10 protein-coding genes and 1 pseudogene are annotated in these 12,111 nt (G+C 62.9%); 6 read left to right on the forward strand and 5 right to left on the reverse strand.

What is annotated here, in order from left to right; genetic code table 11:
* Window position 1: 1 nt before the first annotated feature.
* The gene (locus HNP55_RS17965) at window positions 2-487 is read right to left on the reverse strand and encodes a type II secretion system protein (protein WP_184302491.1); all 486 of its coding nucleotides are present in this window, start codon (window positions 485-487) and stop codon (window positions 2-4) included.
* On the reverse strand, window positions 481-918 hold the full coding sequence (locus HNP55_RS24705) for a type IV pilin protein (RefSeq protein WP_348648728.1): 438 nt from the start codon (window positions 916-918) through the stop codon (window positions 481-483). The genes HNP55_RS17965 and HNP55_RS24705 overlap by 7 nt, the downstream gene beginning before the upstream one ends.
* A gap of 304 nt (window positions 919-1,222) precedes the next feature.
* On the opposite strand from HNP55_RS24705, the gene HNP55_RS17975 reads away from it, so the two are divergent.
* Together HNP55_RS17975 and HNP55_RS24805 are read left to right on the forward strand one after the other, a co-directional pair.
* Window positions 1,223-2,467, forward strand: coding sequence for a sulfite oxidase (locus HNP55_RS17975; protein WP_184302495.1), 1,245 nt, complete (start codon window positions 1,223-1,225; stop codon window positions 2,465-2,467).
* A gap of 23 nt (window positions 2,468-2,490) precedes the next feature.
* Window positions 2,491-2,874 carry a c-type cytochrome gene (locus tag HNP55_RS24805; protein ID WP_184302498.1) on the forward strand — a complete coding sequence of 128 codons (384 nt, stop codon included), beginning with the start codon at window positions 2,491-2,493 and terminating at the stop codon, window positions 2,872-2,874.
* An 18-nt stretch (window positions 2,875-2,892) separates the two neighbouring features.
* On the opposite strand, the gene xth is transcribed toward HNP55_RS24805, so the two are convergent.
* Window positions 2,893-3,660, reverse strand: coding sequence for an exodeoxyribonuclease III (gene xth, locus HNP55_RS17985; protein ID WP_184302501.1), 768 nt, complete (start codon window positions 3,658-3,660; stop codon window positions 2,893-2,895).
* 755 nt (window positions 3,661-4,415) lie between these two features.
* On the opposite strand from xth, the gene HNP55_RS17990 reads away from it, so the two are divergent.
* The 4 genes and pseudogenes from HNP55_RS17990 to HNP55_RS18005 all read left to right on the forward strand — a co-directional run bounded on the left by HNP55_RS17990 (window position 4,416) and on the right by HNP55_RS18005 (window position 7,437).
* Entirely contained in the window at window positions 4,416-4,679 is a 264-nt protein-coding gene (locus HNP55_RS17990; protein WP_004354738.1) for a helix-turn-helix domain-containing protein, read from the forward strand.
* A pseudogene (locus HNP55_RS17995) lies at window positions 4,676-6,032 on the forward strand (type II toxin-antitoxin system HipA family toxin). Before HNP55_RS17990 ends, HNP55_RS17995 begins: the two are co-directional and overlap by 4 nt.
* Window positions 6,033-6,073: 41 nt before the next feature.
* Window positions 6,074-6,736: a hypothetical protein gene (locus tag HNP55_RS18000; RefSeq protein ID WP_184302504.1), complete on the forward strand. Its 663-nt coding sequence runs from the start codon at window positions 6,074-6,076 to the stop codon at window positions 6,734-6,736.
* Complete coding sequence (locus HNP55_RS18005; protein ID WP_184302507.1) at window positions 6,733-7,437, forward strand: PIN domain-containing protein; 705 nt, start codon at window positions 6,733-6,735, stop codon at window positions 7,435-7,437. The genes HNP55_RS18000 and HNP55_RS18005 overlap by 4 nt, the downstream gene beginning before the upstream one ends.
* Before the next feature lie 418 nt (window positions 7,438-7,855).
* Here the strand turns inward: HNP55_RS18005 and HNP55_RS18010 are convergent, their stop codons facing one another.
* Window positions 7,856-10,633 carry a conjugal transfer protein TraG N-terminal domain-containing protein gene (locus tag HNP55_RS18010; protein ID WP_184302510.1) on the reverse strand — a complete coding sequence of 926 codons (2,778 nt, stop codon included), beginning with the start codon at window positions 10,631-10,633 and terminating at the stop codon, window positions 7,856-7,858.
* Window positions 10,634-10,659: 26 nt separating this feature from the next.
* Window positions 10,660-12,105 carry a conjugal transfer protein TraH gene (locus tag HNP55_RS18015; RefSeq protein ID WP_184302513.1) on the reverse strand — a complete coding sequence of 482 codons (1,446 nt, stop codon included), beginning with the start codon at window positions 12,103-12,105 and terminating at the stop codon, window positions 10,660-10,662.
* Window positions 12,106-12,111 lie beyond the last annotated feature (6 nt).

Below are 12,111 nucleotides of genomic sequence, written 5' to 3' on the forward strand. Positions count from 1 at the left end.
TTCAATCAAAAATGAGCTGGCTTGTTTCGTCGCCACGGCTGATCACAAAAGTCGGCTGCCTGGCGCAGGCACGGTTGCCCACATTGGCCGCAAGCGGCAAGCCATTGCTGTCCAGCGCCACGCAGCTGCTGCTGGCGCCCGCCACCGTCACGCTGGCAGGCACTCGGGATTGCCACAGGGCGGCCGTGCAATTCAGCTCCGTGGGCAGCCCGGCATGCAGGCATAACTGGCCGGCCTGGGTGACCAGGGTGGCCGAGGTATCGGGCGAGCGCGCCGCGACCGGGTTGCGCAAAGCCGTGGCCTTGAGCTGGCTGAGGCCCTGGCGCAACTGGGCATGGGTCTGGCGCACGGAGGACTGGTGCGACCAGGACAGCGCAAACGGTGTCGCGGCCGCGGCCAGCAGCATGGCGATGGTGATGCACACCATCAGCTCGATCAGGGTGAGGCCTTGCTGCCGCCGAGCGAGCCGGGCGCGTGCCCTCACCATGTGCTGAAGCCGCAGGCCGGGGTGGCCGTCCGGGTATTGGCCTGATTGATGCTCAGCCTGCAATCGGCCATCGAGCCCTTGCCCCTGGCCGACAAGGTGTAGCTATTGGCATCGCTGCGCACGGCGTAGCTGAAGTAATCGGCCTGCGTCGGTGCCCAGGCGCTGAATTGCCGGGTGGAGTTGGCGGCGCCTTCCTCGATGACCGGGTAGCTCAGCTGCAACTGGTATTTGTTTTCCAGGTTCAGGGCCAGGGCGGCCAGGTCGGCGCTGGCGCCCTTGGCCCGGCTTTTGCTGATGTACTGGGTATAGGCCGGCAGGGCCAGGGCCGCGAGGATGCCTGCGACGACGACGGCAATCATCAACTCCACCAGGGTGAAGCCCGCGGCGTTAGGGGGGCAGGGAGGCTTGAGTCTGGACTTTTTATTCAGCACGGTGTGTAAGCGGATCTTGGACGGGACAACTTTGCTGGCTTGGCACGAGCGCTCAGCACCAAAGTAACCACAAAATTACCAAATTAATACCAATTGTAAATTTGGTATTAAAAAGAATACGTGTAGCGATGGGCATGGGCAAGGGGGCGCCGTCCTTTTTGATCAAATTTGCCCTGGCAGGCGTGCGTATTGCGATCAGGCTGATGGAAGGGCGCAGGACGCCATCAACAGGGCTTGACCTGAGTCAGGCTGGTACGCAGTGGCGCTACCATCCGGACTCCCTAAAAATTCCCCGGAGATTTCCATGCCCCAGTCCACCCAAGCCCCTGTCCTTGCCCGGCGTCAGATCTTGGCCGGCAGCGCCACCGCGCTGGCTGCCGTGGGTCTGGGTTCTTTCAGCCAGGCCGCAGGTGCCCAGGCCGCGGCTCCGGCGGCTTCTGCTGCGCCGGCGGCGGCCGGCGCCAAGCCTTTGCCCGCTTATGCGGCCTGGAAGGATGCCAGCGCCCTGATCCAGCACAGCAGCAGCACGCTGGAAACCAAGCGCTCGGTGTTCGGCATGGGTTTGATCACGCCGTCCGAGCAGCTTTATGTGCGCAACAATCTGCCCGCGCCCAATGCCAGCATCCTGGACGACCGCGAGGCCTGGCAGCTCGAGGTGGAAGGCGTCAAATCAGCTCGCAGCCTGAGCTTGCGCGAACTCAAGACCCTGGGGGTCGAGACCCTCACCATGGTCTTGCAATGCTCGGGCAATGGTCGCGGCTTCTTCCCCAGCAAACCCAGCGGCACGCCTTGGACGGTGGGCGCCGCCGGCTGCGTGGTCTGGACCGGCGTGCCGGTTCGCCAGGTGGTGGACTTGCTGGGCGGTGTGCTGCCCGGCCATGGCTTCATGACCGGCACCGGTGGTGAGGCACTGCCTGCCGGGCTGGACCCCAAGTCCATTGTGGTGGAACGCTCGGTGCCCGCCCAGGCCATGGGCGAGGCCTTGCTGGCCTGGGAAATGAACGGTCAACCCATCTCCCTGGCCCATGGCGGCCCGCTGCGCCTGATCGTGCCGGGCTACCAGGGCGTCAACCAGATCAAGTACATCAAGCGCCTGGCTTTCACCGCGCAAGAGTCCGACGCCAAGATCATGGCCCACGGCTATCGCATCTCGCCACCGGGCAGCAAGGCCGATCCCAGCCAGCCTTCGGTGCTGGAGATGGTCGTCAAGTCCTGGATCAACAGCCCCTTGGCCGAGCGCCCCGGCGTGGCCGGCCCGGTGCAGATCCAGGGCGTGGCCTTTGGCGGCTTGCATGGCATCAAGCGGGTCGAGGTCTCCATTGACGGGGGCAAAACCTGGCGCGATGCCCGCTTGGTGGGCCCGGATCTGGGCAAGTACGCCTGGCGCCAGTTTGCCCTGGCCGCCAAGCTGGCCCCAGGCAGCCACACCTTGGTCAGCCGCGCCACCGACACCGCCGGCAATGTGCAGCCCGAGCAGCGCATGGAAAACGTGGGCGGCTACAACAACAATAGCTGGGCCGATCACGCTGTCAGCGTGACGCTGGCTTGATCCTTCTCAGACAGGTCTCGGCCATGTTGATTGCAGCAATCAAGACGAACCCCCACGGGCGCACCGCGGGTCTTGCCCTGGCCGCAGTCAGCGCGTTGAGCCTGCTGCAAGCCAAGCCGGCCAGCGCGCAGGCGCCCGCCAATGAGGCCAGGCAAGTAGAGGCCCAAATGGCCTTGGGCAAGCGCTTGTTCATCAAGGACGCCGCGCCCGCCTGCGCCCTCTGCCACACGCTGAAAGACGCGCAAAGCGAGGGTGCGGTCGGCCCGGTGCTGGATGAAATCAAGCCCGATGCCGATCGTGTGACTCGCGCCTTGCGCAACGGCCTGGGCAATATGCCGGCCTTCCCGCAGCTCAGCGAGGCCGAGATCAAGGCCCTGGCCCTCTACGTGTCCCGCGCGTCAAAGTAAGACGGGGCTCGGCCCGCCTTACGGTGCCAGTTCCACCAGCACCGGGGCGTGGTCGCTGGGCCGCTCATTCTTGCGCGGCAGCTTGTCGATCACGCAAGACCTGACCCCACTCCTGAGCGCCTGGCTGACCAGGATGTGGTCGATGCGCAGACCCTGATTCTTGCGGAAGGCGAGGTTGCGGTAGTCCCACCAGCTCCAGCTCTTGGGTGCTTGCTCGAAGAGGCGGAAGGCGTCCACCAGGCCTAGATCGAGCAGGCCCTGGAAATGGGCGCGCTCCTCTGGTGTGCAGTGGATCTGACCGGCCCAGGCCACGGGGTCGTAGACGTCCCGGTCATCGGGCGTGATATTGAAGTCGCCCATCAGCACCAGCTTCTCGTGCCGCTTGAGCTCATCGGCCACCCAGACGCGCAAGGCCTCCAGCCAGCCCATTTTGTAGGCAAATTTATCGCTGCCGGGTGCCTGGCCGTTGGGGAAGTAGGCGCCGATGCAGCGCACGCCCGCGACCGTGCCGGCGATCACCCGGGCCTGCTCATCCGCCAGGCCGGGAATGTTTTTCACCACATCCAGGGCCGGCTCACGGCTGATCAAGGCCACGCCGTTATAGGTTTTCTGGCCAAACCACTGCACCTGGTAGCCGGCCGCGCCGATGTCCAGGGTAGGGAATTTATCGTCCGTCAGCTTGGTTTCCTGCAGCACCAGCACGTCGACCGGATTGGCCGCCAGCCAGTCCAGCAGCTGCGGCAGGCGCACGGCCAGGGAGTTGACGTTCCAGGTGGCAAGTTTCATATGTTTCGTAGCCTATTGATTTTGTTCGTGTTTTTTGTAGATCATTGACGTCAATCTGTGCTGGCTACAAGTCTAGCTACAAATCTTGGGCGAGATGGTGTGACCTGCTGGGACATGATCGCCAAGTCACCTGTTTTGTAGCTGGGTGGCAGCCTATCCGTGATCGGCGCGGACCCGTGCGCCCTCGTGGACAACTGGAGGTGGGCTCCGCCAGCGGGATGACGGGAGGAACGGGATTCCGTGCTGTGCGTGCTGTTGTGGAGCCGTCCTTGGTTGCAAGAAACATGTCGCCGCCCAACCGGAACGAAGTCGGCCAGATCGCTCTGCAACGTGTCGACAGCGCGCGCGGGTGTGTGGCACGGGATAGGCTGGGGCTGGGCAATCATCATGTGCTTATGGACCTGAAGCTGCATATTTATCCACGACTCTTTGGATGATGCAACGTGCGGCAACCAAGGCCGGAATTAAGGAACTGCCTGAGGCGATGCCGGGTGCTCACGAGTGGCAGTTGTGGACCTACAGCCCGGCCCTGATTCCAGACCAGGCGACGGTGGATCCGTTGTCGTTGATCCTCAGCATGCGGGACATTGGATGATCGCGTCCAGATCGCGTTGGGCGAAATGAATGGGCAACTTCCATGGTGAGTAGCCTGAGGTGGCTTGACGGACACTCATCGCAGTCGGTTGCTCAAGATTTTGTGTCCCGAGGGCTACATTATTGGCCTTGTGAGGTTAATTTGATGCTTGGGGGCTACAGTGACGACGCTGTCCGATGTTGCCGGAATGCTCAGAGGTGCTCGCCGAGAAGCGGGGCTGAGCCAAGATGAACTTGCCCAGCGGGCGGGCGTCGCGCGTACGACCGTGGCGCGGATGGAAAACCTGGCCAACGGTGACATGAGCGTGTCCGCGCTGGTGAGCTTGCTCGAAGCCGCCGGCTACGACCTGAAGCTGGTGAAGGCTGGACACGCGCGCACGGTCGAGGACATCCTCGCCGAGCAGCGTCGAGGTGATTCTGCATGAAGCTCGATGTTCAGGTTAGCGGCAAGACCGTCGCTCAACTCTATCGCGAGCGTGACGAGTACGTCCTGAAGTATCTGCCTGACGCCGATCCGGCCGATTTCGTCAGCCTGACCATGCCGGTGCGTGATGAACCATGGCGCTGGCAGCGTGATCTGCACCCGTTCTTCCGCCAGAACTTGCCCGAGGGCTATCTGCTGAACATCATTCGCGAGGAGTTCGGGCCACTGCTCGATGGCACAGATCTGTCCCTGCTGGCAGTTGTCGGGGGCAGCGGCATCGGTGGTGTCGCGGTCACGCCCGAGGGGGGCAAGCCCGGCGTGGACATGGCGCCCCTGCAGATCGAGAGCCTGCTGACGGCCGAGAACACCGCCGGGCATTTCGCAGTGCTGGTGCGCCGCTATGCCCGCGCATCGATTTCGGGCGTGGTGCCCATTCATCGCGCCGGAAGAAACGCACGACGAGCCACTGGGACCGCTGGGACCGCTGGGCAAGCCCGCGCTACGCACCAGTCGCCACATCATCAAGGGCTCGGACGACAGCACGCCTTACCTCGGCTTCAACGTGTTCTACAGCATGCGGGTGCTGGAGCGCCTGAATGTCGTGCCGGTGGTCCGAACCCGCATGTCCGAGGATCGCCGGGTGCTGGTGGCCGAACGCTTCGACGTGGACGAGCATGGCACGCCGACGCACGGACTCGAAGATGCCTGCGGGCTGCTCGGCCTGCCGCCCCACGAAAAATACGCGACCACCACAGAGAAGGTGCTGAACGCCACGCGCGCCTACCTGCCGTCCGCCCAGCTACGTGTTCAGTTGGAGCAATTCGGCTGGCATGTGTTGACCAACTATGTGGTGCGCAACGCGGATTGCCACGCCAAGAGCATTGCTCTGCCCTACACCCGGCTCGGCGACGTGGGTTTCACGCCGGTCTACGATATCGTAACGACACAGACTTACCCGCCCTTCGCGAACGATCCGCCGGGGCTGTCCATCGACGGCCGCCAGACCTGGGTGGCGGGCAAGGCGCTGCAGCGCTTCTTCAATGCGCGGCTCGGCATCGCGCCACGGCACTACGCTGAGATGGTCGAGCGCTTGTGCGGATCGGCGGTTCAGATCGGCGAGGAAGTGATCGAAGCGGCCAGGAACGAGCCGCGCTGGCGTCCGGTTGCCAAGCAGATGGTGCATGCGTGGAATGAAGGCATGACATCGCGACGGGACCCGAAGAAATCCGTAGCGCTCCGAGGCCTGGATACCGCGATTGCTGCGGACGGCTTCTCCGACCCAGAGCCACCCGAGCAGCTCCGCGTGACGATAGGCCACTCCGAACCGCTGGCACCGCCACGGCGGAGACGCTGATTTTGCGGAAACTCCCATCACTTCAGATTGGTCCAGCCAACATGACAGAAAAAAGCATCGAGGTCTTCCAAGACCTGCATTTGAAAGGCCGTTCATCGGCAAGCTCCATCCGAGCCGGCATCCTGGCCCAGGTTCAGGAACCCTGGCACCACGATCAGGAGCGGGAAGAAGACATCCGGGGTCACGCAAGCGATGGCGAGGACGTGATCGTTCTCGTGCGAGATGCACTCGATGACGTTGACGAATCCGGCCTGGTGCTCTGGCAGGAGGGAGAAGGCTACAAAGTCTCCAACATCGTTCCACGCAATGTCGGTGAACTTGGTATCACCAAGTACAACATCATCCTGCGAGACTTCGTCGCCAGGATTGCAGCGCCTGCCGCCAGCGTCAGCGGCTTCGATGTTGAACTGACTTCTCCCCATCAATCACTGGATGATTGGCTCGACGCAGAACCCGCGGCAGCATTGCGGCGTTTTTCGCGCTTGGCCAACAAGTCCTCAGGTGCTGCGCATCCCATGGATAGGGAGCGGTGGTATGCCTTCCTGATCGCGACACACCACACATCGAAGCGCCTGGATACCGATCAACTCGTTCGCTGGCTCGTCGAGGTGGAACATTGGTCCGAAGACAAAGCCCACGAATTGGCGATCGATTATGAATTCGCCCTCGGTCTTCTCGAGCAATATGACCAGTCGCGCTCATGAGCTTGAGTTCGCAGGAGGTTTCCCGCCTGGTGGGGCTGGGTTCGCCGGTGCTTTGCGTCGACACATGCACCGTGCTTGATGTGGTTCGCGACATCACGCGCGAGACAGTCACGACCGGCGACGTCAATGCCGGGCTTGCCTTGCTCTCGATGGCCGAAGCGGGTTCCGACCTGATCGTCCTCATGGCGGAACAGGTCACTCTGGAAATCGCAGGCAACGTCGCGAGCGTGGAACAAGAGGCGCAAGCCGCCTTGCAGAAATTCCTGGCTCAGGCCCAGCGCATCCACGATGTGGCCACGGCCTTTGGTGCCCAAGGAAATCTCCAGATCTACCATCTCGACGGACATGTCAGCCGGGCCAAGCCGGTGCTCGATCGTTGGAAGCAAGTCGCCCAGGTTGTGCCGCACAACGACGGGGTTGCCAGTCGAGCGTTCAGGCGCGTCAATGAGCCGCGTACCCCCGCTCGGCGCGGCAAGGAGTCGATGAAGGACTGCGTGATCGTCGAGGCCTACATCGAAGCTGCGAGCCAATTGCGTGCAGCCGGCATGACGGTGCCCATCGTCTTCGCGTCGTCGAATACCAAGGAGTATTTCGCGCCGAACACCAGACACCTCCAAAACGACATCTCTGGTGATCTTGCAGCGGTTGGCATGGAGTACGCCCCGAACTTCGGGGCTGCGAAGCACAGTCTCGGTCTGTAGTCGCAAGGACGGCACATTTGGTGGAGTGGTTTGTCCGTCAGGTACGGGCGCTTTGCGCCTGGACATTGGCCCGCAGCGATAGCGCTGCACTTGCAAACTGATCGGCTCTGGATAAGCTGGGGCCAGGAGGTGACCTGTATGCGAAAGTTCTTTGCCTTGTTGATCTTGGCTATCGGCATTGGGGGTGGTGTGTTCTTCACCATCGCCAGCAAGGGTGACTGGCTCTTGGGGACTGTCGCCGTAGGGGTAGGGCTTCTGTTCACCGCTCCGATTGCGGCAACTGTGGCTGGAGTCGGTGGGCGTAGCCGTCGCAGTCGATCTGCTTCCCGGTGGGTCGGCCTGTCAGGTGGGGTCTCGTCTGGCGGACTGTTCAAAGGGGATGTGCCGATACGGCGATGGGATCGGTGATCAAGCCGTACTACTTGCGGTTGAACAGATCCTTCGCCGCGTCGGTTACTTCTTGAGCTGTGGTGCTGGCATCGTTTCTGATCTGCTTTATCGACTGTCCCAGTAGGGACTTCTTCGATTCCAGCGTCCCATCCTCTGTTTTGACGATCCCTGCCTTGTTGTCGAACTCGCCGCCCTTGGCCGCAGTCGTGCCCTGAATCTCGCTGGCTCGCTGCTGAACCTCTCGGCGAATCGGTGAGGGTGGATCGGCGGGGCGGTCAAGCGGACGGCTGGGGTTGCTGCCAAAGCGCGACGTCGCCCCGGTGTGGGCGCGATGGGCGTTCTGGATATCCGGCGAGAGGGCTGTTTCACTCCGCTGCTGCCGATGAAGCTCACGAATACCCTCGAAGGAAGCGGGAAGGCTGCTTCCATCCGACAGGATCCGTGTGGGTCCCAGTGACTGGCGGGCCAACTCCGCTGACATCATGGCATGGGCCGCAGCACTGTTGCCACCGTACGTTTGGGCGTAGCGCAGGAACATCTCCATGTTGTGTGGGTCCTGGGCGATATCGATCGAGATAGCTTCACCCTTGGAGTAGGCGGTTGATACCTGGTTGGCGAAACTGATTCGATCGGAAAGCGTCGCATCCGCTCGTTCCGAACGGGCCTGCGTCGTGCTGAGGCGGGACGACATTTCCCGTACCTCACTGGCATCGTTCGAGACCGCCTGCAGGAAGCTGGTGTCCCTGGAGACGCGGTCTCCGAATTGCTTGAAGGCCACCAATTGATCTCCGCTCAGGCTGGCCAGGGCTTTCTGATCCTGAGCGGAAAGGCCAGACAGGTATGACTTGTCGCCGCTGGCCTGGAACTTCCCGCCGATGAACTTGGCGTCGGCGCCGATATGAGCGGCAGCGCCGAATGCAAGCCGTGCTACCTGAGCCTGGCTGAGCCCGGTGCTCTGTGAGACCGTCTGGACGATCTGATCCAGTTTGTTCAGCGTTTCCCCCATCTGCTCGAAGCTGGCGGAACTGTTGCCGGCGCTGTTGCGCGTGGAGCGCAGCTTGCTGAGCCCACGCGAGAACACTTCCGACAGCGCTGCAGACCGTTCCGTGCTTGCGGCGACGGCTTCACCGCGTGCAGCATCAACTTGTCGGCTGGCCTGTTCGACATCCTGCTCGGACACGCGCATCGATACGACCCGTGAGGTAAAACCCTGGTTGCGCAACAGGCTCACCGCCGTGCGTCCGGTCAACGCGTTCGAGGAGAACGTGTCCCCCGAGAGATCGTTCTGCCAACTGCTCATGAACGCCGAAGTGCGGTTGGGCGCCAGCCGCATCTGATCCATGGAAACGTTGCCCAGGCTGGTGTTGCCCAAGGCTGCGGAACCTGTTGCGGAGCCCAGCATGGCCTGCAGCCCGGAGAGTCCGCCCACCATGGCCGTCCCGAAGTTCTCCATGCGCTTCAATGCTGCCCAGGCGATGAAGGGAATGCTGATCGACAGGTAGCCGACGATCGCTTCACCAGATATCGCTCGGGAGTAGATGCTGGACGCGGTCTGCAACGCCAGCATCTTCGTTCCCGTGCCAAGGTCGGCGGCTGAGCCGATGTCGTAGGCCGCGTAGATCGATGCCATGTAGTTCAGCACCGCGTAGAGGGGCGGCCAGAGCTGGATCCAGATCAGGATCGCTGCGTATCCCTTGAAGGCGATCAGGCTCTCCTGGCCGCTGGTGAGCAGGAGCAGCAGCACGAAGAGCGGAAAGAGGGCGTAGGTCACCGCCTCGATCACGTTCCGGAACACGGGCAGCGCCTGCTCGGCGGTCTTGCCCGCATTGATCCAGGCGGCATTCTGCTGGGCGACGCCTTGGGCACGGCCGACGGCGAGCACCATGGCGGCCGGGTCATTCACCTTCTGCCCGACGATCTGACCGGTGTCAGCGATGGCATTCAGTACGGCGTTCTGGCGGATCAGATCCGCCGCGGTGGCGGATGCCGAGGCAATGTTGTTCTTGATGTAGGCCTGCTGGATCTGGCCGGCGATCACGCTGGCGGCGGCCGTGCCAGGCAGCGTGGGGTTCAGCCGGAAGGCGAGTTGCCCCTGGATGCGGCTGATCTGGGCGGGGATCCGGGCGCTCAAATTGACGTAGGCGTTGGGGCAGGTGTCCACCGTCGTACCGGTCGTGTTGGTGAGCGGTGTGAAGCGTGCCGGGTTGGGCGTAGACATCAGGGCCCAGACATCGTCCGATGTGGAGAACGTGGCCGGCGAGATCGTCCCGTCGAGGAGGTCGTAGGTCGTGCAGTTGTGGATGAAGTTGATCAGGTCGGTGCGGAAGTTCGGATCCTGGAAGACCGCGCCGCCGGTTTCCCGGATCAGACGGTTGCCGAACATCAGGCCGTTCTGTTCGTAACGAAGCTCGCTGGGCAGGGCGCCGGGGCCGGGGATGACCTGAAATGCCGTCTCGAAGAGGCTGGTCAGTGTGTGCCCGATGGTGCTGGTGAGGCTGCCGAGCACGGCTGCGCCGAAGGGGACGTTGTCGACCACCTGCACTGGCGTGCCGCCGGTCTTGTCGACGATGCCGACCGTGACCTTGGGGACGATCAGGATCGAGAAGACGAGAACGACCGTCCCCAGCCACTTCCAACCCTGGAGCTTGTCGGGAGCGAATGCATAGGCGATGAGGGCGGCGACGAAGCCACAAAAGGCCACCGCTGCAACTGCGGATGCATAGTCGCCGGAGGCATGGATGGCAGCCGCGGCGTTGAAGACCCCGAACAGGCTGGCCGCGTTCTGGTAAGCATAGATTTCCCACATGGTGGCGCTCCCCGGTCAGCGTCGGATCAGCGCGCCATGTAGGCGGCTTGTTGCCCGAGCATGTCCATGACGTGCTGGGGCATGCTGGAACGCAGTTGGCGCTCGAGTTCTTCCAGATGGCTCGATACCGCGCGGAACGAACCGACCTTCTGGTAGAGGAGATTTTTCTCCTGGGATATCTGGGAGAGCATGGCCATGGCGCGCTGGCGGATGTAGATGGCTTGCTCCCGTTGGGTTTGCTGCAGCGTGAAGTCCTTCTCCAGGGCCGCGAGCCCTACGCGCAAGTTGCGATCGAGGAAGACGTAGGCATAGTCGGCGGCGATCAGGTCGCGGTACTGGGCGATCAGGCTGTCCGCGAGACCTGAGCCGGGGATGCTGGTGCCGATCGACAGCATCTTGTAGACCGGCTCGGTGGTCTGATTGACGAAGCCGACCTCCGCCGAGTTGTTGGGGATGGCGGTTCGCGTGGCGATCTTATCCGCGATGGAGCGCATCAGCGTCTCCACCTTGGCGGTGAACGGGGTGTGGTTGTAGGCCGTGTTGAGGGAGACGACGTCGCAGTCGCTGTAGTTGTTGCAGCTCAGCATGTGCTGGACCACGTTGGTGCCGCTGCCGGCCGCCTGCCCGTAGAGCAGCTGGCTGATCGAGGTCAGCGTCGGCGCGACGGGTTCGGGATCACGGGCATCTTCCTCGGGATAGTAGATGACGGTGCCGACCATGCTCATGATCAGCTCGCGCTCGGCGTCGTCCAGGTAGCTGCCTGTGCGCTGCAGGGCCTTCCAGGTCAGGTTCCCGACGAAGGGTGCCTTGTTGCGGACATTGGCGTCGCCGGAACCGCGAGCCGAAGCGAGGATGCTGGGGCGGTCACTGGAGCAGCGGCGCCGGGCCGCATCGCGGTCGCTCTCCATGCCCATCTCGATGGCGAGGTCGGCGCAGGTCTCCTGCGAGCTGTAGCCCAGGGATTCGGCCGCTGTGCTGACGATGGCCTTGGCCGTTTCGCAGGAGTTGATGCGGGCGTTGTTGATCCAGGTTTCCAGGCCCTTCGCCCATTTGGTGAGACCGCCCAGCAGGGGAGAGACGGCCTCGAGCGCGAGTTGGAAGGCGATGCCAGGGAGTGCGGCCGTGATGTTCTTCAGCATGTTCTTGAACTCGTCGGCCGAGATGTGGCTGAAGCTGCCACCGAAGACGTCGATCCCGCCGCAGCCCGCCTTGGCGCTCGGGAACTGGATGGCCGCGAGTTGGTAGACCTTGCTCGGCGTGCGCATCATCAGGTTGCCGCCGGTGTAGGTGTTGTAGGCCTGCCCACGGAAGGCACCGGGGGCGGTGTAATTGCCGATGGCGCCCAGGCTGTTGAACATGTTGTTGACCTCGGTATTGAGGTCTCCCGCACGGAGCGGGGCGGAGGTGGTCGCGACGGCGATGGACAGCGCGATGGCGATCACTCGGCGGGCTGCGGGTTGGATTCGGGGCATGGGCGG

The sequence above is a fragment of the Roseateles oligotrophus genome, from assembly GCF_014204525.1.
Lineage (GTDB): Bacteria > Pseudomonadota > Gammaproteobacteria > Burkholderiales > Burkholderiaceae_C > Paucibacter_A > Paucibacter_A oligotrophus_A.